We start from the raw sequence: 26,047 nt of genomic DNA on the forward strand, positions 1-26,047 counted from the left end.
TAGTCTCCGGGGTTTGCACGGATGTTTTCCTATATTGGAATCATGCACACGCCTATCCCGGACTATCTGCACGAAGTACTCGAGAACACGCGGGACGACGGGGAGGTTGCGGCCTATATCCCCGAGCTCGCGCGGGCGAATCCCGATCTGCTGGCCAGCGCGCTGTGTATGTCCGACGGCAAGATCTATGCGGCCGGAGACATCCACGAGCGCTTCACCATCCAGTCGATCTCCAAGCCGTTTGTCTATGCCCTCGCCCTTCAGGAGCGCGGGTTTGAGACGGTCTTGGACAGGATCGGGGTCGAGCCCAGCGGGGAGAGTTTCAACTCCGCCTCCCTGGATCCCCGCACCCAGCGTCCCGAAAATCCGATGGTCAACATCGGCGCGATCGCGACCCACGCGCTGGTGCGACCCGAGGCCAGCCGGGACGAGCGGTTCGAGGCGGTCCGGGCCGGTCTTTCGGCGTTTGCCGGCCGCGAGCTCGACGTGGATGAGGCGGTCTACGCCTCGGAGATGGGTACCGCGTTTCGCAACATGTCCCTCGCCTATCTGGTGCGTTCTGTCGACGGATTCACCCAGGACCCCGCGGACATCGTCGAGGGGTACACCCGTCAGTGTTCGATCCTGGTGGATGTGCGGGACCTGGCGGTCATGGCCATGACCCTGGCCAACGCGGGGATTAACCCGATCACCCGGGAACGGGTGGTGAACGAGCACGTGGCTCAGCAGGTCCTCTCGGTGATGACCACCTGCGGCATGTACGACGCCGCCGGGGACTGGATGACCCAGGTGGGCATCCCCGCCAAATCCGGGGTGGCCGGCGGCATCATCGGGGCACTGCCCGGGCAGGTGGGGGCGGCGGTATTCTCCCCGCGGCTGGACCCGGTGGGCAACTCCGTGCGCGGGGTGCAGGCATTCGAACGCTTCTCCGGCGACATGGGGATGCACCTGCTGAAGTCCCCGCCGCTCTCCCGGGACGTGATCCGGCACGCTAATCGGCGGGTGTCCGGGCAGGGGGAGTTCCACGTGATCGAGTTGCAGGGTCCGCTGCGCTTCTCGAGCGCCGAACGGGTGATGCGCGAGCTGGAGCAGATCCCCAACGACCGCCAGGCCATCGCGCTGGATCTGGCCCGCGTCTCCTCGGTGGATGATGTGAGCCGGCGGATGCTGATGGAGGGTCTGCGACGACTGATCCTCGAGGGTCACGCGGTGTACCTGGTGGATCCGCGCTCCTCGATTCCCAACCGGGACCTCGGCGACGGAACCTTCCCCGCCGATGCGGCCTCCCTGGAGACGCTGGGTCTCGCGCTTACCGAGGGCAGCTAGCCGCCCGGGCCCACTCGTCCGGGCCACCCGTGCGCGCCGAGTGTACGCACGGGCGCGGAAGCCGACACCCTAGTCGGCGGCGAGCGCCACCTTCAGCGCCGAGGCGGCATCGGGATGGCTGAACTCGAAGCCCTCACCCTGCAGCACGGCCGGGTGAATGTGCTGGTCTACCAGCAGCAGATCCTCGGCCGCATTCTGCAACAGCAGGCGCAGCGCAAACGCGGGGGCGGGCAGCCAGTAGGGACGTCCCAGGTTTTCGGCGAGCGCCCGACCGATCTCGCCCGAGGTGGCCGCCACCGGGCCGGTGATGTTGACCGGGCCGGACAGGGTTGAGGTGAGCAGGAACTCCAGTGCGCGCACCTCGTCCTCCAGGGACACCCAGGGCCAGACGTTTTTGCCCGAGCCGAGCGGGCCGCCGAGGCCCAGCTTGGCGAGGGTCAGCATGGGGCCGATGGCACCGGCCGGATCCAGCACGATGCCGGTGCGGGCAAGTACCACGGTGCAGCGATCCGAAGCCTCCAGCGCGGCGGCCTCCCAGCGCTGGGTCAGCTCGGCGAGGAATCCGGTGCCGCCGGTGCTCGACTCGTCCAGGTCGATGCCGGGGCGGGATCCGTAGAATCCCGAGGCCGATGCGTTGATCAGGATCCGCGGGGGAGTGGCGGCGGTACGAATGGCGCGCACGATGGTCTGGGTCCCGTTGAGTCGGGAGGAGAGCAGGGTGCGCTTATAGCTCGCGGTCCAGGGGAGCTTGCCGATGCTGGCCCCACCGAGATTGATCACGGCTTCGATGCCGTCCAGGGCGTCGGCTGGAAGGAAGTGCGCGTCGGGATCCCAGCGCACCTCGTTCTCGGCGGCGGGCTCGCGCCGCACGAGCACCCGGAGGGAGTGCCCGGCGGCGCGCAGCCTTGCCTGCAGGGCGGAACCGATCAGACCGGAGGCACCGGCCAACAGAATGTTCATGTTCACACCCCGCTTTCTGGCTAGGCCAGGCTTGCTTCGAGGGTGATCTCGATGCCGGCCAGGGCGGCCGATACCGGGCAACCGGCCTTGGCCTCGGCGGCGATGCGGTCGAAGTCCTCGGCCGAGATGCCCGGCACGGTCGCGTTGACCAGCAGGTGGCTGCCGGTGATGCCGGTGCCCGGAACGAAGGTGACGGCGGCGGTCACGTGCAGGCGCTCGGGGGTGAAACCGGCCTCGGTGAGCATGTTCGAGAAGGCCATCGAGTAGCAGGACGAGTGTGCCGCGCCGATGAGTTCCTCGGGGGTGGTGACCTTATCCGAACCCTCGGATCGGGCCTTCCAGTTCACCGGAAGGTTCGCCGCGGAGGACGAATCCAGGTTCACGGTGCCCGAACCCTCAAACAGGGACCCGGTCCAGACGGTGGTTGCTTCGCTGGTAATTGCCATGGTGTCCTCCACAGGTAGCTGATGGTGGCCGTCGAGCCGAACGCCCGACAGGCCTCGTGTATGCCGAGCCTAACGCTTTCACGGCGGGCACGCACCTTCCTTTCTGGCGTTTTTCAGGGACCGCTGTGGGCAACCGGTCGCGCCCCCGCACGCCGCGCCCGAGACAAAAAATCTGGGGGCCGGGCGGATGCCGGTCAAACTTCCCGAAGGAGGGGACAATTCGAGGGTGAAGTCCCGCCCACTTCGATCCCAAAGCGCATCGCACGCGATAGGCTGGAGCCGTGTCAGAGATCGAATTCCGCAGCGAAATGACGGTGGAACTGGTTCGTTCAAACGCCAGTGACGCCGATGTCCTGTTTGCAGCCCGGGTGTCCACCCAGGGTGAGCAGACCCTCGAATCCGCCCAGAGCGGTGACGAGGCCACGAGCCGCGACCGCGGTCTCATCAACTACCTCATGCGAGACCGTCACGGTTCCCCGTTTGAGCACAACTCGATGACCTTCTACGTGCAGGCACCGATCTTCGTGTTCCGCGAGTTCATGCGTCACCGCATGGCCTCCTATAACGAAGAGTCGGGCCGCTACCGTCAGCTGAACCCCACCTTCTACGTGCCCAACGAGCAGCGCAACCTGGTCCAGGAGGGTAAGCCCGGCGCGTACAACTTCCTGCCCGGTACCCCCGAGCAGACCGCGCTGGTGCAGGCCGAGGCCGAGGCCCAGTCGATCGCCGCCTATGAGTCCTACCAGCGCATGCTGGAGGCCGGCGTGGCCCGCGAGGTTGCCCGCATCGTCCTGCCGCTGAACCTGTACTCCTCGATGTATGTGACCGTGAACGCACGCTCGCTGATGAACTTCCTCAGCCTGCGCACCAAGCGTGAGGGCACCCACTTCCCCTCGTTCCCGCAGCGCGAGATCGAGATGTGTGCCGAGCAGATGGAGAACTTCTTCGCCGAGCTCATGCCGCTCACCTATGAGGCGTTCAACAAGAACGGCCGCGTCGCCCCGTAGGGACACACGGATCCAAACGACCCCCGGACATCGTCCGGGGGTCGTTCTGTATTTTGGGGTGCGGACCCGGGCAGCCGGTGCATGATCGGGGGTCCGCCGGGATGTGTCCGAGCCCGCACGGAGGCAGGCTCGCGGCCGCCGCGTAATAATCACGGCACCCGAACAAAATCGCGAAAATCCGCGTGTTTTCGGCGTTTAGCCAAGAAATCTCCACGCCCTCCGGGGCAGATAACGTCATCTATTGCAACCGGGCGTAATACTCCGTCACGCCAAAATGACCCCCGCCCGAGGGGCTGGTACCGTGGCGCTATGACCCCGCAGAACATGATGCCAGCACGAGCGCTTTCGCGTCTCTGTTGCCGGGCACTCATGCCGTAGCGGGATCGCCCCGCTCCCTCGCCGCGCCCTCCCCGCCCGGCAGACCGTCTCTGCGGTTTCGGCCGCCGTCGCAGCATCGCCCGCTCCGGGCACCCTGCGCTGCACCATCCTCGCTCACTCGCGTGACCACACCGCGAACGTGCTCATTGGTGCACCCTGCCGCGCCCCCTTCGCGACGCCCTGGACTCCATCCCTCCCCAGAAAGTATCCCGATGTCTCGACGTACCACCCTCCTTGCCCTCCCCGCGCTGATCGCGGTGTCGGCGCTGGCCCTGACCGGCTGCTCGGCCCCGAGCGATGCCGCCCCGGTTGATGGCGGCTCGATCACCTACGCCACCGGTAAGGACATCACCTGCCTCGACCCGCACGTGGGAGGCGACATGCCTCAGGCCACGATCGCCGCCCAGTACCTCGACTCCCTGGTGGCTCAGGACGATAAGGGCGCGATCCACCCGTGGCTCGCCAAAAGCTGGGAGACCAGCGCCGACGGTCTCACCTGGACCTTCCACCTGCGCGACGACGTGAAGTTCACCGACGGCACCCCGTTTGACGCGGCGGCGGTCAAGGCCAACCTCGACCACATGGTCAACCCGGCCACCCAGTCCGGCACCGCCGGAGGTTACCTGCGTCAGTACGTGAAGACCGACGTGGAAAACCCGACCACCGCCGTGGTGACCCTGAACAAGCCGTACCAGGCGTTCCTCGAGGTGCTCGCCCAGCCCTTCCTCGGCATCGAGTCGCCCACCGCCCTGGCCCGTCCGCAGGCCGAGAACTGCGCCTCGCCGGTGGGATCCGGACCCTTCAAGATCGTGGGCTACACCCCGCAGCAGGAGGTCAAGCTGGTGCGCAACGACGGGTACAACAGCCCGCCGCCGTTTGCCAAGAACAAGGGCCCGGCAAAGATCGCGAACATCACCTGGAAGATCATTCCCGAAAACGCCACCCGCTACGGCGCGCTGCGCACCGGGGAGGCCGACATCATCGACTTCCTACCGCCGGAGAACTTCGCCGAGGCTAAGGCCGACAGCACGATCGCGCTGAGCCTGACCGACCGTCCCGGTAACCCGACCGCGCTCCAGCTCAACACCACCCGGGCACCGTTCAACGACGAGGCCGTGCGCCGCGCCTTCCTCACCGCCTCGAACACCGAGGCCAGCGTGAAGAGCGCATTCCTGGGGACCGCCTCCTACGCCGGTGGTCCGCTGAGTTCGGTCACCCGGTTCTATGACAAGGACTATGAAAAGACCTACGCGTTCGACCTGAAGAAGGCCAATGATGCGCTGGATCAGGCGGGCTGGACCGAGCGCGACTCGGCCGGGTACCGCACTAAGAACGGCACCCGCCTGACCGCCGTGCTCCCGCTGACCCCCACCAGCTGGCCCGCCGCCACGGTCGAGCTGCTGACCCAGATCCAGGCTAACGAGAAGAAGGCGGGCATCGAGGTCAAGATCGAAAACGTGGATGACGCGACCGCCAATAAGCGGGGCAACACCTTCGACTACGACCTGCGGGTGGGTTACTGGAACACCAACACCGCCGACGTGCTGCGGATCGTTTTCTCCAGCGCCGCCCGCGAATCCGCCGGATTTGTGCCCAACGGGGCCGGCTATGCCAACCCGGATCTGGACAGCATCCTCGATCAGGCCCTGGCCACCACCGATGACACCACCCGCGGCGAACTGTACAACAAGGCGCAGAAGATCATCGACGATGCGGCGATCAGCCTCTCGCTCTACAACCAGAGCACCCAGCTGGCCAGCCGCAAGGATAAGGTAACCAACGTGGTGGTGGAGCCCTCACTCAAGCTGCCCTACCTGTACGACGCTCAGGCGGTGGCGAAGTAGTGTCCGGCACCGTTTCGCCGGGCTCGGTCCCGGAGATCGCCGATCCCGGCGTGGACGCCCAGTCGGTGCAGGTTCCGGCCGCCGCCTCGGCCGCGGGGTTTTCCGCGCCCGCCGCGGGCCGCGGCTCGCGTCCGAACCCGGTCTGGCGAATCGGTGCCCGCCTCCTCGGGGCCCTCGCGGTCCTCTTCGCCGTGGTCACCCTCACCTACTTCGCCCTGAAGCTGGTGCCGGGTGACCCGGTGCTGGCGATCCTCGGCGGGGGAGGGGCCGCCCCGAGCGACGCCACCGTCGCCGCGGTGCGCGCCCAGTACGGCCTGGATCTGCCGGTGTATCAGCAGTACCTCAACTACCTGGCGGGTGTGTTCCGCGGGGATCTGGGTACCTCCTATATCTTCAAGCGCCCGGTGCTGGAGTACCTGGGCCCGCAGATCTGGCCCACCCTCCAGCTGACCCTCGCCTCGGTGGCGCTGGCCTGGCTGATCTCGCTCGCGCTGACCCTGCTCACGGTGCGCCGCGGGCGCGTGGCCGACGCAATCGGCAACGCGGTCGAGGTGCTGTTTGCGGCGATCCCACCGTTCTGGATCGGCATCATCCTGCTGGTGGTGTTCTCCTTCACGCTGGGCTGGTTCCCGGTCGCCGGGAACGCCGACCTGCGCGCGCTGGTGCTCCCGGCCCTCGCCCTGGCGATTCCACTAGCCGGGTTCCTTGCCCAGGTCACCCGGTCCTCGTTTGCCGAGGCGCTGGATCAGCCCTTCGTGCTCTCGGCCCGCGCCCGCGGTGCCAGCACCACCGGGGTGCGGATCCGGCACGCGCTGCGTCACGCGCTGCTGCCGGGCCTCGAACTCTCGGGCTGGGCCGTCGGGTCGCTGATCAGCGGCGCGGTTGTGGCCGAGGTCATCTTCTCCCGGCAGGGCCTCGGCCGGGCCCTGGTGGATGCGATCGTCGCCCGCGATACCCCGGTGGTCCTGGCCGTGGTGGTGTTCATCGCGCTGGTCTACGTGGTGGTCAACATCCTGGTGGAACTGCTGGTGCGCGTGGTGGATCCGCGCCTGATTCGAAAGCGAGCCGCAGCATGAGTGTCCTGAGCGCCCCGGTGACCGCACGTTCGCGGAACCGATTCCTCGCCGAGCTGGCCCGCACCCCGATTACCGTGATCATTGCGGCGGTGATCCTGGCGGTCATCCTGCTCGCGGCGATCTGGCCGAGCCTGTTGCAGAGCCACGATCCCTTCGGCGTGGATCCGCAGGCCAACCTGCTGCCGCCGAGCCCGCAGCACCTGTTTGGGACCGACCAGTCCGGCCGCGACATCTTCTCCCGCATCATCGAGGGCACCCGCCAGTCGCTCGTGGTGGGGGTGGGCGCGACCCTGGTGGGCCTGATCATCGGCGGACTGCTGGGCATCACCGCGGCCCTGTCCGGTCCGCGCACCGACGCGGTGATCAGTCGGATCATCGAGGTCCTCTACGCCTTCCCGAGCCTGCTGCTCGCGCTGCTGTTTATCGCGATTGCCGGCACCGGGGTGACCACCCTGGTGTTTGCGGTGGGGATCGGGACCGCACCGGGATATGCACGGATCCTGCGGGTCCAGACGGTCAAGGTGGCCGGATCCGGTTATCTGGAGGCCAGCCTGGCCCTGGGCTGGGGACCCCGGCACCGGCTGTGGCACACGATTGTGCCCAACGTGGTGCGCCCGCTGCTGATTCTCGCGACCCTCGGCGTGGGTCAGGCGATCGTCTGGGCTTCGGCGCTGAGCTTCCTCGGGCTGGGGGCTGCGCCGCCCGCCGCCGAGTGGGGCACGATGCTGGCCGACGGCCGCAACTTCATTCAGCTGGCCTGGTGGATCGCCGTGTTCCCGGGCCTCGCCATCACCGTGACCGCCCTGGTCACCACCGTACTGGGACGCTACATTCAGCGCCGGACCGACGGAGTAACCCGATGACCCAGATCCTGACCCCGACCGACATCCCGGCCGAGACCCCCGTGGCCTCCCCGCTGCTGCGGGTCGAGAACCTCAACATCTCCTTCGCGGTGGGCCGCGGACGCGTGGACGTGGTCCACGATGTCTCGCTGAGCCTCGACCGCGGACGCAGCCTCGCGTTGGTGGGCGAATCCGGCTCGGGCAAGACCGTGACCGCGCGCAGCCTGCTGGGCCTCAGCGGCGACGGTGCCCGGGTGCTCGCCGACCGACGCGAGATCCTCGGCCGCGACGTGCGCAAGCTGAATGATAAGCAGTGGCGCGGAATCCGCGGCAAGCACGTGGGCTTTGTGCTGCAGGATGCGCTGGTGTCCCTCGATCCGCTTCGCACGGTCGGGGGCGAAATCGAGGAGCTGCTGAAGCTGCACCGTTTCGGCGACAAGGCCGAGCGGCACGCCCGGGTGATCGAGGCGCTGACCCGCGCCGGGGTTCCCGAGCCCGAACTGCGCGCCCGGCAGCGTTCGGGGGAGCTCTCCGGCGGCCTGCGCCAGCGCGCGCTGATCGCCCAGGCTACCGCGCTGAATCCCGAGCTGATCATCGCCGACGAACCCACCACCGCGCTGGATGCGACCGTGCAGGCACAGATCCTGGACCTGCTCGCCTCGCTCAAGGCCGACGGTGCCGGGGTCCTGCTGATCTCCCACGACCTCGCCGTGGTCTCGGCCGTGGCCGATGAGGTGGCGGTCATGAAGGAGGGGCGGATTGTCGAATCCGGACCCGTGGAACAGGTGTTCGGAGATCCGCAGCACGCGTACACCAAGGCGCTGCTGGCCGCGGTCCCGCGAGCCCATGCCAAGGGCACCCGGCTCTCCGCCGCCGCCCCGGTCACCGCGATCGCGCGGACCGAACGGGCCGCGAAACTCGACCCGAGTGCCCCGGCCATCGAGGCCGTGGGCCTGCGCAAGGACTACACCGGGCCCGACGGGATCACCCGCACCGTGGTGAACAACGTGTCCTTCACCCTGGAAACCGGCACCACGCTGGGCATCGTGGGGGAGTCGGGATCGGGCAAGTCCACCACCGCGCGGATCGCGCTGGGCCTGACCGAACCCACGGCCGGGACTGTTTCGATCGGCGGCCATGCCTGGACCGGGCTGAGCGAGCGCGAACGGGCACCGTTCCGCCGCGAGATCCAGGTGGTGCATCAGGATCCGCTGAGCTCGTTCGATCCGCGCTTCACCGTGCAGAAGATCCTGCGCGATGCGCTGCGGGCCGCCGGAACCGACCGGGCCGGTCATCCGGCGCGCATCGCCGAGCTGGCCGAGCAGGTGGGCCTGGCCGCGGCCGTGCTCGACCGGCATCCGCTTACGCTCTCCGGCGGGCAGCGCCAGCGCGTCGCGATTGCTCGCGCGCTCGCCCTGGAACCGCGTATCCTGGTGCTCGATGAGCCGGTCTCGGCGCTCGACGTCTCGATCCAGGCGCAGGTCCTCGACCTGCTCGCCGACCTGCAGACTGCCTTCGGGCTGAGCTACCTGTTCATCAGTCACGATCTGGGTGTGATCCACCACGTGAGTGATCGGGTTCTGGTTCTGAGTGACGGCGAAGTGGTCGAAACCGGCAGCGCCCACGAGGTCTTCACCAACCCCCGGCAGACCTACACGCAGACCCTGCTCGCCTCCGTCCCGAGCTTGCCCCCGCACACCCGCTAGATCCCCGATCCCCGCAAGGAAGCTTTTCTATGTCCAAGCAGCTGCACTTCAACGCCTTCGAGATGAACACCGTGAGCCACATCAATCACGGTCTCTGGGTGCACCCCGACAACCGCCGTCACGAGTACACCGACATCGAGTACTGGGTTGAGACCGCCCAGCTGCTGGAGCGCGGCCTGTTTGATGCAATGTTCATCGCCGACGTGGTGGGCACCTACAACGTGTATCGCGGAAGCCGGGATGCGGCGGTTGAGCGCGGCATCCAGATCCCCAATAACGACCCCTACCTGATCGTCCCGGCCATGGCCGCGGCCACCAGGGATCTGGGCTTCGCGGTGACCTTCGCGACCACCTATGAGTCGCCCTTCGCCAACGCCCGCCGCCTCTCGACCCTCGACCACCTGACCAAGGGTCGCCTGGCCTGGAACGTGGTCACCGGGTATCTGCCCGATGCGGCCAAGAACTTCGGGCTGAGCGAGCAGGTCACCCACGATGTGCGCTACGAGGTGGCCGAGGAATTCCTCGACGTGTCCTACAAGCTGTGGGAGGGTTCCTGGGACCGGGACGCGGTGATCCGCGACCGCGAGCGGGCGATCTACACCAACCCGCGCGGGGTGCACGAGATCGGCCACGTGGGCAAGTACTTCACCGTGGATGGTCCGCACCTGTCCGAGCCGAGCCCGCAGGGCACCCCGGTGATCTACCAGGCCGGATCCTCCGGCGCCGGCAAGCTGTTTGCCGCCAATAACGCCGAGGGCGTGTTTGTGTCCTCACGCACGCTCGCCGAGGTGGCCAAGAACGTGGCCGACCTGCGCGAGCTGACCGAGCAGGTGGGCCGCGGACGCGACGCGATCAAGGCGCTCGCCTCGATCAACATCGTGCTGGGCGAGACCGAGGCCGAGGCCAAGCGCAAAACCGAGGAGGTGCTGGCCCTGCGCGACGTGCACGGGTACCTGGTGCACCTGGGTGGCGGCACCGGGATCGACTTCTCGGCCGTGGCCAACAACGAAAAGCTCGAATATAAGGGACGCGGACACATCGAGTCCGCCGAGGCCGAGCACACCCGCGACGCGAAGGCCAACGGTGCCACCTCGATCATCGATAAGCTCAACGATCCCCGCGGCGACGAGTTCTTCGTCTCGGGCACCGTGGAACAGGTCGCCGACCGGATCGAGGAGATCGCCGAGGTCACCGGCGTGGACGGATTCAACCTGGTGCAGTACCTCTCCCCGGGAACCTTCACCGACGTGGTTGAGCTGCTGGTGCCCGAGCTGCAAAAGCGCGGCCGCTACCGCACCGAGTACACCGAGCACACTCTGCGCGAGCGCCTCTTCCCGGGCCAGGGCAGCCAGCTTCCGGACACCCACCCCGCCGCCGCCTATCGCGGTGCCTTCGGGGATAAGTAGTCGTCACCGCGGTTCCCCTTCCCTCAATCCCTCGGAGATTCCCATGAGCACGCCCACCTCGTCCCACACTGCCCGCGAGACCGACACCGCCTTGGGCGGGGCATCCGCGCGCCTGGCCGCCGCCGCGCACCGGCGCGATCTGCACGCGCGTTTCGCGCCGGTATTCGCTCGGATCGCCGCCGAGTCGGCGACCCGGGAGGCCGAGCGCACCCTGCCCTTCGATCAGGTTGACTGGCTGCGGGATGCGGGGTTTCTGGCGGTGCAGGTGCCGGTCGAGTTTGGCGGGCTGGGGGCCTCCAGCGTGGAGTTCTTCGAGCTGTTGGTGTTGCTCGCCGAGGCCGATTCCAACCTGCCCCAGCTCCTGCGTGCTCACTTCACCACGGTGGAGTCCTGGCTCGTGCGCGAACCCGGCGAGCGCCGCGCGTTCTGGTTGCGGCAGATCGCCGGCGGCGCGGTGTTTGGTAACGCGACCCATGAACGTTCCGCCGCCACGGTGGGCACCTATCAGACCACCCTGAGCCGCGAGAACGGCCGGGCACGGCTGGACGGCACCAAGCACTACAGCACCGGGTCGATCTATGCCGACTGGATCCTGGTAACCGCGACCGATGCCGAAACCGGCGAACAGGTATCGGTCACGGTGGCCGCCGACGCCGCGGGTGTGGATCGCCGCGACGACTGGGACGGGTTCGGGCAGCGCCTCACCGGGAGCGGGACCACGGTGTTCACAAATGTGACCATCGATCCCGAGCACATCGACGTGGCCCACGCAGCCACCCCCAGCCACATCACCGGGTTCCTGGAACTCGTGTTGCTGGCGAGCATCGCCGGTATCGGGCGGGCCGCCCTGCGCGATGCGCGGGACTTTGTCGCCTCCCGTACCCGCGTTTACAGCCAGGGGGTGGGGACCAGCGCCCGCGAGGATCCGCTGGTACAGCAGGTGATCGGGCAGATCTCCGGGCTGGTGTTCGCCGCCGAGTCCGCAGTGCTTGCCGCCGCGGCCGAGGTGGGGGAGGCCTCGGACCTGGCCCTGTTCGAGGCGGCGAGCGCCGCGGATTCGGCGCGGGAGCTGCCAGTGGATTCCGGGGAGAATCACCACGGAGAGATTTCCGGAGAACCAAGCGGGACGCCCACTGCTGCGCACACCGCGGAGTCCACCCGGGCAATCCGTGCCGCCGAGACCGCGGCGATCCGCGCCCAGCTCCAGGTTCCCGACCTGGTGCTGCGGGCGACCACCGCGCTGTTTGAGGTGGGCGGTGCCTCGGCCACCGCACGCGAGCGCAACCTCGACCGGCACTGGCGCAACGCCCGCGTGCTCTCCTCCCATAACCCGGTGATCTATCAGGCCCGCGCCCTGGGTGACGACTTGCTGAACGGCGACGGCCTGCTGTTCACCTGGGCCACCGGTGAGGGCACCCCCGCCGCCACCGCCTAACCGGCGGGATCGATTCGGTGGGGGTCACGAATGCGACAGGCCCCCGAAATGTGGCCGCCCGCGCGCGACTCCCGGGTTAGCCTTGCGCTATGAGCATGCCCCACACCGATCCGGCCGGCCGAAACTTTGCGGCCCTGGCCTGGCAGCCCACGTCCCGCGACAAGGCCAGGTTTCGTGACTACCTGAAGCGCACCTATAACATTCGCTACTTCGCCAAGGCGTCGGACAACGTGGCGGTTTTTGGGATCGCCGCCGGGCTGGGGGCGCTGCTTCTTTTGCCGCTGGCCGGGGTGCTCATGTCATCGGTGGGCGGCGGATCGGCGGGCGGTAGCTGGGCAGCCTTCTTCGTCCAGCTGGTGATCTCGGCGGGTATCGTCTGGGGCGTCTGGGCGCTGTTTCGGGGGATGCGGAATCGCGGAGACAATAACCCTATTCGCATGTTCAGCTTCGCCCGGGACAACGGGTTTGGCTACACTCCGGCGACCAACAACATCAACTATCCGGGCATGATCTTTAACACCGGATACGACCGCGTGGCCTTCGACCGGGTGCACGCACTACCGGGCCAGCGCTACTTCGATATCGGAAACTTCCGGTTCAAGTTTGGAAACCAGTACGTCAATCCGTGGCTCGATCGGACCGGGAGTCCCGCCGGACGCCGCGAGCTGTGGAGCACCTGGGGGTACATGGTGTTCCAGTTGGATCGCCGTCTTCCGCATATCGTGCTTGATGCCCATGCTAACAATAAGCTGGGCTTCTCCAACCTGCCGTACACCCCGGATGCGAGTCAGCGGCTCTCCCTCGAGGGGGATTTCAATCGCTACTTCACGCTGTATGGCCCGGTGGGTTATGAGCGGGACGTCATGCAGATCCTCACGCCGGACGTGATGGCCCTGCTGATCGACAACGCGGCACCGTTCGATGTGGAGATTATCGACGACCTGATGTTTATCTATTCGGCGACCCCCTTCGTGGAGGGGGACCGGAGCCCGTTTGTGCGGATGTGGCGGGTGATGGACACCGTCGGCACGCAGACCGCGCGCCAGGCCGCCCGCTATCAGGACCCGCGCATGCCGGGCGCGCAGGCCGGACCGGTGCCCGGACCCGTGCCCGGCTACCTGCCGCCCGCCGCCCCGCAGATGCCCACGCCGCCGCCGGCACCCGGCTTCAGCCCGCCGCCGGGATATCCGCACACCGCGCCGGGATATCCCCAGCCTTCCCAGGGGTATCCCCAGCCCGCGCCGGGGTACCCGCAGCCCGTTGCCGGATACGGCCAGACCATCCAGGGGTACGGTCAGTCGGGATCCGGGAACAACCAGGTTTCCCCCGGCGGGCAGCGCCTGCGCGGACGCACCAGCATCATCGCCATCGTCCTGGGTGTGATCGTGATCGTGCCGGGCATTATCCGGCTGTTCACCTGGCTCGCCGGCTAGCTTTCGGTCCCCAATCGAACGTACGGGATTGTCCCGGCTAGCATCCAGGCGCCGGGGTTACCCTAGTGTTCATGCCCGAGATCTCCGCCCCCGGTTTCGCCTCTCGCGCGACCCCCGGGGACACCGGATCGGGCCCCCTCGACCTCCTCCCGGATCCGCGCCAACTGGCCCGATTCGACCGTGAAGTTGCCCTGCGCGCGGCCGCGATCGCCGCGCTCGCCGCCGTGGTGCTGGCGGGGGTAATGATCGGCCTTGACCTCTTCCTGGCCGAACCCACTGCCCCGTTCCCGGACGATGCCCAAAACACCATCATCCTGATCCCCGCCACCGTGCTGGGGGCGATCATCAGCGTGTGGGGCGCGCGGAGCGTGGAGCGTCGCCGCGGCGGGTTTACCCCGCTGGTGCCGCTGACCACCCTGGCCCTGGGCCTGGCCGTATCCACCCCGTACCTGATCCTTCCGGTGATATCCACGGTGAGCGCGGGACAACCCAGCCGTCGGGCGATCTTCTCACTGGGGATGGCCGTGGTGATCTGGCTGCTCGTGGGTCTGGCCTATCGCCGCGCCACCCGGCTCCCCGATACGCCGACTCGGCGCATCGCCGGGCGCACGATCCTGGTGCTGGTCGCGCTGCTGGTGGCGATCCTGCTGTGTACCACGCTGGGCGCCCCGATGTCGTTCTTCGCGTTCCTGCTGCTGACCCCCGGCTACGCGATTGCCCCGTTCCTGTTTGTGGGACTCTTCGCCTGGGCGGGCATCCTCGCCGGGCGCGATCGACGCGGCGCGGTTCCCGGCCTGGCGATGCGGACCCTGGCCTCGGGCACGCTGATCCTGCTCGCCCTGGCGTGCGGGGCGGCCGCCTGGGTCGGGTTCCAACGGGTCGCGACGCGTGAGCTGGTGGGCCTGGACCTGATCGATGCCACCCCCGCCACGGTGCCGCTGATGGACCTGAGCCCGGTGCGCATGCTGGCACTGATCGTGCTGATGGCCGCCCTGCTGGCGTTGCTGGCCCGACGGACGGCCGGGACCGCGGCCTTCCTGGTGGTCTCGGCCCTGCTGGCGCTGATCATCGTGCCGCTCAGCTTCCATACCGAGGAACCCTCGGCTCGGCAGAGCGCGCCGGCCATGTTCACAACCGGGAGCGTGCCGGGGGTCTACGACGACCAGGCCACTCCGGCCCCGACGGTGGAACCCAAAAACATCACGGGTTCGCGCTCCAGCGTGCTCACCGAGGCGCAGTCCAAGCCCGGGACCGAACGGCGCTATGAGGAAGCACAGGTGCCCGACGGCACGGTGATCGCCGGAATCGATCCTGAGGATCTGCAGACCCGCTTTGCCGATCTGGTGCAGTCCAGCGCCCGGGCGGTGGATCCCACCGCGGATCCCAAACCCGACATCGACACCGTATCCTGCGCCGACGGCAAGGGCGTCAGTTACGTCTGGAACTCCGACACCCTGAGCGCCGGCGCGGATAATCCGCGGGCAAACGCGCTGGCCCTGGTCAAGGTGGGCCAGGTGTGGAACGCCGCCGGTCACAACCTGCACGCGTTTGAGGTGGACCACCTCGACGCGGTGCGCTCGAGCGTGGGAATCGGCCAGAGCCTCAGCGCCCAGCGCCTCGCCGACCACGTGGTCCTGGGGATGACCAGCATCTGCGTGTCCACCCGATAGCTGAGTAATTCGTGCGGACGTGTGTCGCCAATGGTGCGCACGGCACCCAGTTGCCGGTACTCTGGAGGGGTGTCTAACGTTGAAAACCCCTTCGGTCAGGTCCTCGTCGCGCTCGTCACTCCGTTCACCGCAGACGGTGAGGTGGACTGGCCCGGTGTCGAAAAGCACATCGACGATGTGATCACCGCGGGTGCCGACGGCATCGTGGTCACCGGCACCACGGGGGAGACCTCGACCCTGACCGACGCCGAGAAGCTGCGCCTGGTGGAGGTTGCCCGCTCGGTCTCGAACGGCCGCGCCAAGATCATCACCGGTGGTGGCTCCAACGAGACCGCCCACGCGATCGAGCTGTACAAGGCCAGCGAGAAGGCCGGCGCCGACGGCGTCATGATCGTGACCCCGTACTACAACAAGCCCACCCAGGCCGGTGTGCTCACCCACTTCCGGATGATCGCCGACGCCACCGACCTCCCGGTCATCCTGTACGACATTCCCGGCCGTACCGGCATCCAGATCACCTACGACACCATTCTGCGGGCGGCCAAGCACCCCAACATCCTCGCCGTCAAGGATGCTAAGGGCGACTTCTCCGAGGTCAGCCGCGTGCTCAACCAGACCGACCTGCTCTACTTCTCCGGCGACGACGCCAACGCGCTCCCGCACCTCTCGATCGGCGCCTCGGGCCTGATCGGCGTGACCGCCAACATCGCCGCCACCCCCTACCGTCAGATCGTCGATGCCGTCAACGCCGGCGACCTGGCCACCGCAACCGCCGCACACAAGAGCCTCGAACCGCTCGTGCGCGCCGTGATGACCCACGTGCCCGGCACCGTTGCGGCCAAGTACATCCTGCAGGGACTCGGACGCATCGACAGCGCCCGCGTCCGCCTGCCCCTGGTGGGCCCCGAAGACTTCGAGGCAGCCAAGATTGAAGACGACCTCGCTCTGGTGGGCACCATTCCCGGTGTCGACCTGAGCAACTTCCGCCCCGACCGTAATGCTGCGGCCGGTGGCGCACTCCCGAAGGTGCACGGCACGACGCGCTAGTTCGCCAAGCTGCACTGCATCGCAATACACAACATGGCCGCGGAATAACACCGCTGCCCGATAAGGAGGGCGTATGCCCGTAACCGCCTACACCCCGCCGAAGCTCAAGAAGGGGACCCTGCGGGTCACCCCCATCGGCGGACTCGGTGAGGTCGGTCGCAACATGACCACCTTCGAAATCGATGGCAAGCTGCTGATCGTCGACTGTGGCGTGCTCTTCCCCGAGGAGCACCAGCCCGGCGTCGACGTCATCCTGCCCGATTTTGGCCCGATCAAGGACCGTCTTCAGGACGTGGTGGGCGTTGTGCTCACTCACGGCCACGAGGACCACATCGGTGCCGTCCCCTACCTGCTGCGTCTGCGTCAGGACATCCCGCTGATCGGCTCCGGCCTGACCCTCGCCCTGGTTGAGGCGAAGCTCAAGGAACACCGGATCAAGCCCTACACCCTGACCGTCAAGGAGGGCGAGACCGAGAAGCTGGGTCCGTTCGGCCTGGAATTCGTCGCGGTGAACCACTCGATCCCCGACGCCCTCGCGGTGTTCATCCGCACCGTGGCCGGTAACGTCCTGGTGACCGGTGACTTCAAGATGGACCAGCTGCCGCTGGATGGCCGGATCACCGACCTGCGTGCCTTCGCGCGTCTGGGCGAGGAGGGTGTGGACCTGTTCCTGCCCGACTCCACCAACGCCGAGGTTCCCGGCTTCACCTCGCCCGAGCGCGAGATCGGCCCGGTCCTCGCCTCGGTCATGGCCAAGACCCCCGGCAAGGTAGTGGTGGCATCGTTCTCGAGCCATGTGCACCGCGTGCAGCAGGTCCTGGATGCCGCCCACCAGAACGGCCGTCGCGTCGCGCTGCTGGGTCGCTCGATGGTGCGCAACATGACCATCGCCGCCGAGCTCGGGTACCTCAAGGTGCCGGATGGCGTGCTGATCGACTTCAAGAAGACCGCCGGCGTGCCCGACAACAAGATCGTCTTCATGTCCACCGGTTCGCAGGGCGAGCCGATGGCCGTGCTCAGCCGCATGGTCAACCGCGATCACCAGGTCGAGCCGCGCGAGGGCGACACCGTGATCCTGGCCTCGAGCCTGATCCCGGGTAACGAGAACGCCGTCTACCGCATCATCGATGGGCTGACCAAGCTCGGCGCCAACGTCGTCCACAAGGGCAACGCCCGCGTGCACGTCTCGGGCCACGCCTCGGCCGGTGAGCTGCTGTACTGCTACAACATCCTGAAGCCCAAGAACGTGCTGCCCGTTCACGGTGAGCACCGTCACCTGTTTGCCAACGGCAAGCTGGCTAACCAGACCGGTGTACCCGAGAAGAACACCATCCTCGGTGAGGATGGCACGGTTGTGGACCTGCGCGACGGTGTCGCCCGGGTGGTCGGACAGCTCGATCTCAAGTTTGTTTACGTGGATGGTAAGACCGTCGGCGAGATCACCGAGGACGACCTGCACGACCGCCGCGTACTCGGCGAGGAGGGCTTCATCTCCATCGTGGTGGCCGTGGACCTGAAGAACGGAAAGATCCTTTCCGGACCGCAGATCTCCGCTCGCGGATTCGCCGAGGACCCCCGAGTCTTCGACAAGGTGCGTCCCAAGCTGGTTCAGGCCCTCAACGACGCCCTCTCCAACGGCACCCGCGACACGCACGCCCTGAGCCAGATCGTGCGCCGCACGACCGGGCGCTGGGTCGCCACCTCGCTGCGTCGCCGGCCGATGATTGTGCCGCTGGTGGTCGACGCCGGCTAGGCAACATCGCAACAGTTATCTCGTCACGGGCGGGTGTTCTCCACGGAGAGCACCCGCCCGTGACGTGATTTGGGGGGTCGTGATCCTCCGCGCGGCGCAGGGCACCTCATGCCGCACACTGCTAGTTTCAAGAGGAAACACCAGGTATGCCAGGGGGAAATCCGGCAGTGTCATATGCGCCTGGCCATCGCCCCGCTCACATCCGGGGCCTATTTTTTGAGGAGTACCCGTGGGGGTCTGGCGTCGTTGGATTTTTCCGAGCCTAAGAATTGTAGTGTTTGCGGCGATTGCTATCGCCCTGGTGAAGATCGCATTTTTCCCCGATCAAGATACCCGGCGTGAGGCGATCGCTCCGACCGGCAACATTGATGACCGGGTTGTCAGTGTGAGCACCGGTAATATCGCCAACCAGATCGAGCTGTCGGCCACCGTCGTGGCCGACCCCGCGGTTCCCGCCCGCGGAACCCTGGCCGGAGAGATTTCCGAGCTGCACGTCAAGGAGGGGGCCAAGGTGGCCGCCGGGGCGGTCATCGCCACGGTGCGAAAGGAGATCGAGCAGGAGCCGATCGTCCGCACCGACGCCGAGGGTAACACCACCACCACGACGCCCGCACCCAAGTACCGCACCGCCCAGGTCACCGCACCGGCCGCCGGTATCGTGAGCTCGCTGCCGATGGTGGTGGGTCAGTCAGTGGCCATCGGCGACCCGGTCGCCCAGGTGGCACCCGACTCGTTCTCGGTGACCGCGACCATCGATCCCGCGCAGCGATTCCGGCTGACCGAGGAGCCCACCGAGGCGCGGGTCTCGGTGACCGGTGGTCCCGATGAGTTCACCTGCACCGCTCTGCGCATCATCACCCCGCTGGAGGGTCAGTCCAGCACCCCCGAGAACCCGGGTTCCGGCGCGGCCCCCAGCGGCCCGACCGTGCGCTGCGCGGTCCCCGGAGACGTGCGCGTGTTCGCGGGCCTGGGCGGCAAGCTGATGCTGCCCGGCGGGTCGGCCGAGAACGCCCTGCTGCTGCCGGTTACCGCGGTCAAGGGCAGCTCTCAGGGCGGAACCGTCTGGGTGGTAACCGCCGACGGAACCCAGGAAAAGCGCGAGGTCAAGCTGGGCCTCAACGACGGCCGACAGGTGCAGATCACCGAGGGCCTCGCCGAGGGCGACAGCGTGCTGGAGTTCATCCCGGTGGAGGATCCCACCAACCCCGGCGGCGGTGCCGGCGAGGACTGCTTTGAGCAGCCCGACGGCAGCATCGCCTGCTCGACCTCCCAGGAGGGATAGTGAGCCTCCTGCACCTGGAGCGGGTCACCCGAGCGGTGCGCCTGCCCGATGACACCATCCTGCCCATCCTGCACGACGTGAGCCTGAGCGTGAGCTCGGGGGAGCGGGTATCGATCGTGGGGCGTTCGGGATCGGGCAAGTCCACCCTGCTCAACATCCTGGGCCTGCTGGACAACCCCACCACCGGTACCCTGCACTTTGACGGGCAGGATGTATCCCGCCTCTCTCAGCGTCGCCGTGACCGGCTGCGGGGCAACAACGTGGGTTTCGTGTTTCAGCAGTTCAACCTGCTGGAGGGACGAACGGCCCTGGAAAACGTGCTGATGCCGCTGATGTACTCGCACGGGCGTGAGTTTTGGCGTCGCACCCGCATCGCCACCGAGATGCTCGAGCGGGTGGGACTGGGGCACCGCCTCGCGTCCTTGCCCGGCAGCCTGTCCGGTGGTGAGCAGCAGCGCGTGGCGATCGCCCGCGCCCTGGTCCGCCGTCCGCGACTGATCCTTGCCGATGAGCCCACCGGCGCCCTGGACCTGGAAACCGGGAACAGCGTGATGGCGCTGATGGATGAGATCGTGCACGAGGACGGTGCCGCGCTGGTCACGATCACCCATGACTCGGCGATCGCCGCCCGAAGTGACCGCCATTTCCGGCTGGACCATGGGGTCCTGACCTCCGAGACCCTGGTTCCCGTCGCGGCCGCATCGGCACTGCCCGCGGCTCCGGCGGGCACCGCGGCTCCTCTGAACCCGGCGACTCCGGCGGGCACCGCGGCCCCGCTGAACCCCACGACGCCGGAGGCCACCGCATGAACGGCTTCTTCGCCGGCATCGTCGGTGCCTTTTCCGATGCCGCCCAGGAGGTGCGGGTCCATCGTGGGCGCGTGCTGCTCTCCCTCGTCGGGGTGGCCGCGGCGGTCACCGCGCTCACTGTATCGATGGCGTTTGCCGACATCGCCGAGCGCACGGTGGTCGAGCAGATGGAAACCTATACCGGACGCCCCACCACCCTGGATCTCACCGCATCGCCCACGGACGAGCCCCGTATCGACCACGTCGAGCGGTTGGAGAGCGCCTGGTTTGACGTGATGAAGCGCTCGGACATCACCCACGCCACCCGTGATAGCAACGCCTCCGCGCGGATGCGATTCAGCGACGGCGCCCAGGATGTGCAGCTGCAGCTTGTGGACCAGCCGTACGCGGTGATGCGCCACCTGCGCATGCTGGAGGGGACCTGGTTCGCCCCCGGAGACAGCGAGCGATTGGCACCGGCCCTGGTGGTGAGCCGCAATATGTACGAGATGCTGGGGTCCCCAGACCTGCGCACCCACCCCACGATCGTCAGCCCCGGCCTCGGCAACGCGCGCCTGGTGATCATCGGCGTCTATGACGGGCCGATCTATGAGGGGATGCCGCCCGAGGCGAAGATCCTCACGGCCTCATTCCGTCAGGTGGCACCCGAGAAGGATGTGCTGACGGCGGCCAGCGGCACCCGCTACCAGATGTGGGTTCCGCAGGACATCGGGGACGAACTGGGCAAGCGCATCAAACAGTCCATCGCCGGAGCGCTGGGGGACGGGTTCCTCGTCGAGGTCTATAACAACAACCAGGGCGGGATGGATCCCAGCCAGGATCCCACGGTCATCTTCCGCCTGCTCTCGCTCGGGATCGGCGCGATCATTCTCACCCTCGGTGCCCTGGGTCTGGTCAACATCGCGATCGTCTCGGTGCGCCAGCGGGTGCGCGAGATCGGTGTGCGCCGTTCCTTCGGGGCGAGCACCGGTCGGGTGTTCTTCTCGGTCATGATGGAGAGTGTGGTCGCCACGGTGGTTGCCGGATTTGTCGGGGTGATGATCGCGATCCTGATCATGCGCATCCCCGCCGTTTACGGGATCTTCACCGGCGGAGCGGTGGGTACCGGTGCCCCGGCCTTCCCGGTGGGGGCCGCGGTGACCGGCATGGTCGCGGCGACGATTGTGGGGGCGCTGGCCGGCCTCATCCCGGCGATTATCGCGACCCGGGTCAAGGTCATCGACGCCCTGCGGTACTAGCGTTCGTACCGAGCATCGCGATCGCAGAAATCCGCGGGATCACCAGGCAAGAAACGCCGCGTGATTCCGCGGATTTCCGCGTCAATCCCGGAAAAAATCGGTGGGGCGCAGTACCGTAGAGAACATGGCTACCCGTTCCACACCCACCGGACCGCGCAAGAAGTCGACCACCACGTCGGCCACCGCGCGGAGCGGTGGTGCGCGCACCACCGCCGGCGCCTCGGCCAAATCTGGCAAGGGTGCCGCGGCAAAACCCGCGACCGCGACCACCAAGGTCGCGTCCTCGCGCGCGTCCAAGACCGCGCAAACCCCGACCGTGGCATTCCCCACCGAGTCCTCACGCAACCCGATTGCGGTGGCCTGGATGGCGCTCGCCCACGTGGTCGGCGGTGCCTTCCGCGCCTTCGGCAGCGAAAAGCTGGAGCCCGAGGAGCGCCGCGACGGCGTGCCGTTCCTGTTCTTCTTGCTCGCGGTGATCGGTGCCGCGGTGGTCTGGTTCGGCGTGAACAACCCGGTGGCCCAGAACCTCAACGCCTGGAGCTTTGGCGGACTGGTGGGCCAGGTGGCCTTCGCGATGCCGGTGATCCTGATCCTGCTGGCGCTGTGGCTGTTCCGCAATCCCAGCTCGGTGCACGATAACGGACGTATCGGGATCGGCCTGTCCATCGCGCTGATCTCCGTGACCGGGCTCTGCCACACCTTCTCCTCTCTGCCCGATCCCAGCCAGGGCCTGCCCGCCCTGGCGGCGGCCGGTGGCCTGATCGGCTGGATGATCGGTGGTCCGCTGACCTTCCTGCTCACCCCGATCGGCTCGGGTATCGTGCTCTCGCTGGTCCTGGCGCTCAGCCTGCTGATCATCACCAAGACCCCGCCGAACCGCATCGGTGCGCGCCTCAAGGAACTCTACGGCTGGCTGTTTGGTGCCGATGTGCACACCGAGCCGCGCGCGAAGGCCGACGCCGCGACGGCTTCGGCCGCAGCTGCCGGCGACTCGGACATCGAGGACGATCCGATCGCCGATCCCAACATGCTGCCCTGGTGGCGTCGCAACTCCTCCAAGCGCGAGGAGGCCCCCGAGACCACGGCCCCGTCCGATTCCGACGCCCTCACCGAGCTACTGGGTGGCACCACCCGCGGTGGCTTTGACAGCGCGCTGGAGCCCGAGGTTGTGGCTCCGGTCCCCGACAACACCGCCGGCCAGACCGAGGCCATCGCCCACCTGGCCGCCGCCGAGGCCGCCCTGGACGGCTACGCCGCCGCCGGGGCCTCGAGCGGGCTGCGGGAGGACGACGCCACCGACCAGACCGAAATCCTGCCGGACCTCACCTCGGTGGCGCTGCGCGACGGTTCGGACACCGGAGAGCTCGCCCGTGGCGGCATCCCCGATGTCCAGAGCGGTCCCTATCAGCTGCCCTCGGCTCAGTCCCTCTCGGCGGGAACCCCGCCCAAGGCGCGCTCGGCCGCCAACGACGCGATCGTCGCGGCGATCACCGAGGTGTTCGCCCAGTTCAAGGTGGATGCCAAGGTCACCGGCTTTAGCCGTGGCCCGACGGTGACCCAGTACGAGATCGAGGTGGGTCCCGGCGTCAAGGTTGAGCGGATCACCGCGCTGCAAAACAACATCGCCTATGCGGTGGCCTCCAACGAGGTGCGCATCCTCGCCCCGATTCCCGGTAAGTCGGCGATCGGTGTGGAGATCCCCAACACCGACCGCGAGATCGTCTCCCTCGGCGACGTGCTGCGCTCCCCGGTGAACGTCAAGGCCACCCACCCGATGACCATCGGCGTGGGCAAGGATGTCGGCGGTGGGTTTGTCGTGGCGAACCTCGCCAAGATGCCCCACCTGCTGGTGGCCGGATCCACCGGTTCGGGTAAGTCCTCGTTTGTGAACTCGATGATCACCAGCCTCCTGATGCGCGCGACGCCGCAGGAGGTCCGGATGGTCCTGATCGACCCCAAGCGCGTGGAGCTTGCGCCCTATGCGGGCATCCCGCACCTGATCACCCCGATCATCACCAATGCCAAGAAGGCCGCCGAGGCGCTGCAGTGGGTCGTCAAGGAAATGGACATGCGCTACGACGATCTGGCAAGCTTCGGCTTCCGCCACATCGACGACTTCAACCGTGCGGTCCTGGGCGGCGAGATCGTGCTGCCCGCCGGTTCCGAGCGTGTGCTCAAGCCCTACCCGTATCTTCTGGTGGTCGTGGACGAGCTCGCCGACCTGATGATGGTGGCCCCGCGCGACGTGGAGGACTCGATCGTGCGGATCACCCAGCTGGCACGCGCATCGGGTATCCACCTGGTGCTGGCCACCCAGCGTCCCTCGGTGGACGTGGTGACCGGTCTGATCAAGGCCAACGTGCCCTCGCGCCTCGCGTTCGCCGTAACCTCGGTGACCGACTCCCGCGTGATCCTCGACCAGCCCGGTGCCGATAAGCTCATCGGCCAGGGTGACGCCCTGTTCATGCCGATGGGTGCCTCCAAGGCGCTGCGGGTCCAGGGTGCCTGGGTCAACGAGGACGAGATCGAAAAGGTTGTGCACCACGTCACCGCCCAGGCGCGTCCCGACTACCGCAAGGATGTCGAGGCCGTGATCGAGAAGAAGGAGGTCGACGCGGACATCGGCGATGACCTCGAGCTGCTGTGCGAGGCCGTCACCCTCGTGGTCGGCACCCAGTTCGGCTCAACCTCGATGCTGCAGCGCAAGCTCCGCGTGGGCTTCGCCAAGGCCGGGCGTCTGATGGACCTGATGGAGTCCCGCGACATCGTGGGGCCCTCCGAGGGATCCAAGGCCCGCGATGTCCTGGTGACCGCCGAGCAGCTGCCCGGGACCCTGGCGCTGCTGCGCGGGGAGACTCCGCCGCCCGCCGCCACTGCTGCGCCGGCGGCTCCCACCGCGCCGTCTGCTCCGGCCAGCGCGGCCCCGGCCGGCCTGCCGCTGCCGGGCCCGGTGGATGACGACGCCCCCAGCCACACCGCCGCGGCACCCGCCGTGGATGACCGCTACGCGGATGACCCGGTCGAGAAGCAGTTCGAGGGGTATCCGGTGGTCAACGCCGATGACGAAGACGGCGAAGACGCCTGGGGACTGACGGGACGAGACTGACATGACCACACCCACACCGGCCACCGTGCCCTCCAACTGGAATCTACCCAACGCGATCACCGTGTTCCGCATCCTGCTGGCCCCGCTCTTTATCTGGTGGGTGCTGGCGGATGACGGTGCCGATGGGCCGCTGCGCTGGTGGGCTGCGGGACTGTTTATCTTTGCCATCGCGACCGACGGCATCGACGGGGCCATTGCCCGGCGCACCGGTCAGGTGACCGATCTGGGCAAGCTGCTGGATCCGATTGCCGATAAGGTCCTCACCGGTGGCGCGCTGGTGGCGCTCTCGATCATCGGCGAGCTGCCGGTGTGGGTGACCGTGATCGTGCTGGTGCGCGAGATCGGGATCACCGTGCACCGGATGATCGTGGTCAGCGACCACGTGGTTGCCGCCGCCTGGATGGGCAAGCTCAAGACCGTGGCCCAGGCGGTCGCCATCTCGCTGGCCCTGCTGCCCTTCCCGATGCTGCTGGGCGACTGGGTCAACGTGGTGAACATCATCACGATGACCATTGCCGTGGTCCTCACCATCGCCAGCGGCATCGACTACGTCATCACCGAGATTCGCGGACGCGCCCGCCGATGACCGGGCACCCCGCGTCTCCGGCGGAGCCGACCGATGCCCGGGCGGCGGAGTATGGGGACGCTCGGTCTCGGGATGCCGAGCTGGCCGACGTCGTGGCCTGTGGATTTAGCATCGCCGTGGCCGAGTCGCTGACCGGCGGGCTGGTACTCGCCTCGATCGTCTCCGTTCCCGGAGCCTCGGCGGTGTTGCGCGGGGGAGTGGTCGCCTATGACACCGAGCTCAAGCACCGTGTGCTCGGGGTGGATGCGGCGCTGCTGGCCGAATTCGGGCCGGTGGATCCCCGGGTGGCCGAGCAGATGGCCCGCGGGGCCCGGCGAATCGGAACCACCGCGGCGGGCGAGGCGCAGATCGGTGTCTCGACCACGGGGGTCGCCGGACCCACTCCGGATCCGCAGACCGGTACCCCGGTGGGAACCGTCTTTATCGGGATCAGTAGCGTCCGTGGTGATCGCTCGATCGCGGTGCACGCCCACGGTGATCGCGCGCAGATTCGCGAGTGGAGCGTGCGTGCGGCGATCCGCGCGGTGCTCGAAGAAGCCCGGATTCTCGGGGAACACGCCCATTCCTGAAGATTCGCCGATAACCTGGAATAGACCCCCGGGGGGCTGGGTTATATTCGGTGTCAACAAATGTGCGGCAAGATCTCACCGATTCCGGGGTTTCCCAGGGAACGGTGTAGTAATCTAAATCATCCCTC

The 26,047-nt window shown here is 67.4% G+C and carries 20 protein-coding genes; 18 read left to right on the forward strand and 2 right to left on the reverse strand.

Going from position 1 to position 26,047, the window contains the following annotated elements:
- Positions 1-42 precede the first annotated feature (42 nt).
- Positions 43-1,326 carry a glutaminase gene (locus IE92_RS0101070; protein WP_081863834.1) on the forward strand — a complete coding sequence of 428 codons (1,284 nt, stop codon included), beginning with the start codon at positions 43-45 and terminating at the stop codon, positions 1,324-1,326.
- A 69-nt stretch (positions 1,327-1,395) separates the two neighbouring features.
- Here IE92_RS0101070 and IE92_RS0101075 read toward each other — a convergent pair whose 3' ends face one another.
- Positions 1,396-2,286 (reverse strand): TIGR01777 family oxidoreductase, encoded by an 891-nt coding sequence (locus tag IE92_RS0101075; RefSeq protein ID WP_030143031.1) that lies wholly within the window; start codon positions 2,284-2,286, stop codon positions 1,396-1,398.
- Positions 2,287-2,306: 20 nt separating this feature from the next.
- The gene (locus IE92_RS0101080) at positions 2,307-2,732 is read right to left on the reverse strand and encodes an OsmC family protein (RefSeq protein WP_030143032.1); all 426 of its coding nucleotides are present in this window, start codon (positions 2,730-2,732) and stop codon (positions 2,307-2,309) included.
- Positions 2,733-3,040: 308 nt separating this feature from the next.
- Here IE92_RS0101080 and thyX point away from each other — a divergent pair, with 308 nt between their 5' ends.
- From thyX to IE92_RS0101165, 17 genes are all read left to right on the forward strand, one after another.
- Positions 3,041-3,739, forward strand: coding sequence for an FAD-dependent thymidylate synthase (gene thyX / locus IE92_RS0101085; protein ID WP_051701453.1), 699 nt, complete (start codon positions 3,041-3,043; stop codon positions 3,737-3,739).
- Positions 3,740-4,329: 590 nt separating this feature from the next.
- Positions 4,330-5,961, forward strand: coding sequence for an ABC transporter substrate-binding protein (locus tag IE92_RS0101090; RefSeq protein ID WP_043321265.1), 1,632 nt, complete (start codon positions 4,330-4,332; stop codon positions 5,959-5,961).
- Positions 5,961-7,037, forward strand: a complete 1,077-nt coding sequence (locus tag IE92_RS0101095) for an ABC transporter permease (protein WP_245601193.1) — start codon at positions 5,961-5,963, stop codon at positions 7,035-7,037. The genes IE92_RS0101090 and IE92_RS0101095 overlap by 1 nt, the downstream gene beginning before the upstream one ends.
- The gene (locus tag IE92_RS0101100; RefSeq protein WP_030143036.1) at positions 7,034-7,900 is read left to right on the forward strand and encodes an ABC transporter permease; all 867 of its coding nucleotides are present in this window, start codon (positions 7,034-7,036) and stop codon (positions 7,898-7,900) included. The genes IE92_RS0101095 and IE92_RS0101100 overlap by 4 nt, the downstream gene beginning before the upstream one ends.
- Positions 7,897-9,585, forward strand: coding sequence for a dipeptide ABC transporter ATP-binding protein (locus tag IE92_RS0101105; protein WP_156027350.1), 1,689 nt, complete (start codon positions 7,897-7,899; stop codon positions 9,583-9,585). The genes IE92_RS0101100 and IE92_RS0101105 overlap by 4 nt, the downstream gene beginning before the upstream one ends.
- 29 nt (positions 9,586-9,614) lie before the next feature.
- The gene (locus IE92_RS0101110) at positions 9,615-10,991 is read left to right on the forward strand and encodes an LLM class flavin-dependent oxidoreductase (protein WP_043321267.1); all 1,377 of its coding nucleotides are present in this window, start codon (positions 9,615-9,617) and stop codon (positions 10,989-10,991) included.
- Between the two features lie 43 nt (positions 10,992-11,034).
- Positions 11,035-12,426, forward strand: coding sequence for an acyl-CoA dehydrogenase family protein (locus IE92_RS0101115; RefSeq protein ID WP_081863778.1), 1,392 nt, complete (start codon positions 11,035-11,037; stop codon positions 12,424-12,426).
- Positions 12,427-12,515: 89 nt separating this feature from the next.
- The gene (locus IE92_RS17035; protein ID WP_051701454.1) at positions 12,516-13,859 is read left to right on the forward strand and encodes a hypothetical protein; all 1,344 of its coding nucleotides are present in this window, start codon (positions 12,516-12,518) and stop codon (positions 13,857-13,859) included.
- A gap of 71 nt (positions 13,860-13,930) precedes the next feature.
- Positions 13,931-15,529 carry a hypothetical protein gene (locus IE92_RS0101125; protein ID WP_156027351.1) on the forward strand — a complete coding sequence of 533 codons (1,599 nt, stop codon included), beginning with the start codon at positions 13,931-13,933 and terminating at the stop codon, positions 15,527-15,529.
- A gap of 30 nt (positions 15,530-15,559) precedes the next feature.
- Complete coding sequence (gene dapA, locus IE92_RS0101130) at positions 15,560-16,576, forward strand: 4-hydroxy-tetrahydrodipicolinate synthase (protein ID WP_370581409.1); 1,017 nt, start codon at positions 15,560-15,562, stop codon at positions 16,574-16,576.
- A gap of 73 nt (positions 16,577-16,649) precedes the next feature.
- Complete coding sequence (locus IE92_RS0101135) at positions 16,650-18,329, forward strand: ribonuclease J (protein ID WP_030143043.1); 1,680 nt, start codon at positions 16,650-16,652, stop codon at positions 18,327-18,329.
- 274 nt (positions 18,330-18,603) lie between these two features.
- The gene (locus IE92_RS0101140; protein WP_051701455.1) at positions 18,604-19,611 is read left to right on the forward strand and encodes an efflux RND transporter periplasmic adaptor subunit; all 1,008 of its coding nucleotides are present in this window, start codon (positions 18,604-18,606) and stop codon (positions 19,609-19,611) included.
- Positions 19,611-20,420, forward strand: a complete 810-nt coding sequence (locus IE92_RS0101145; protein ID WP_081863779.1) for an ABC transporter ATP-binding protein — start codon at positions 19,611-19,613, stop codon at positions 20,418-20,420. Before IE92_RS0101140 ends, IE92_RS0101145 begins: the two co-directional genes overlap by 1 nt.
- Positions 20,417-21,658 (forward strand): ABC transporter permease, encoded by a 1,242-nt coding sequence (locus IE92_RS0101150; RefSeq protein ID WP_030143046.1) that lies wholly within the window; start codon positions 20,417-20,419, stop codon positions 21,656-21,658. Before IE92_RS0101145 ends, IE92_RS0101150 begins: the two co-directional genes overlap by 4 nt.
- Before the next feature lie 124 nt (positions 21,659-21,782).
- Positions 21,783-24,764, forward strand: a complete 2,982-nt coding sequence (locus IE92_RS0101155; RefSeq protein ID WP_081863780.1) for an FtsK/SpoIIIE family DNA translocase — start codon at positions 21,783-21,785, stop codon at positions 24,762-24,764.
- A 1-nt stretch (position 24,765) separates the two neighbouring features.
- Complete coding sequence (pgsA, locus tag IE92_RS0101160) at positions 24,766-25,350, forward strand: CDP-diacylglycerol--glycerol-3-phosphate 3-phosphatidyltransferase (protein WP_030143048.1); 585 nt, start codon at positions 24,766-24,768, stop codon at positions 25,348-25,350.
- Positions 25,347-25,919 carry a CinA family protein gene (locus tag IE92_RS0101165; protein WP_081863781.1) on the forward strand — a complete coding sequence of 191 codons (573 nt, stop codon included), beginning with the start codon at positions 25,347-25,349 and terminating at the stop codon, positions 25,917-25,919. The genes pgsA and IE92_RS0101165 overlap by 4 nt, the downstream gene beginning before the upstream one ends.
- Positions 25,920-26,047: the final 128 nt, after the last annotated feature.

This window comes from Mycetocola saprophilus (genome assembly GCF_000718085.1).
GTDB lineage: Bacteria > Actinomycetota > Actinomycetes > Actinomycetales > Microbacteriaceae > Mycetocola > Mycetocola saprophilus.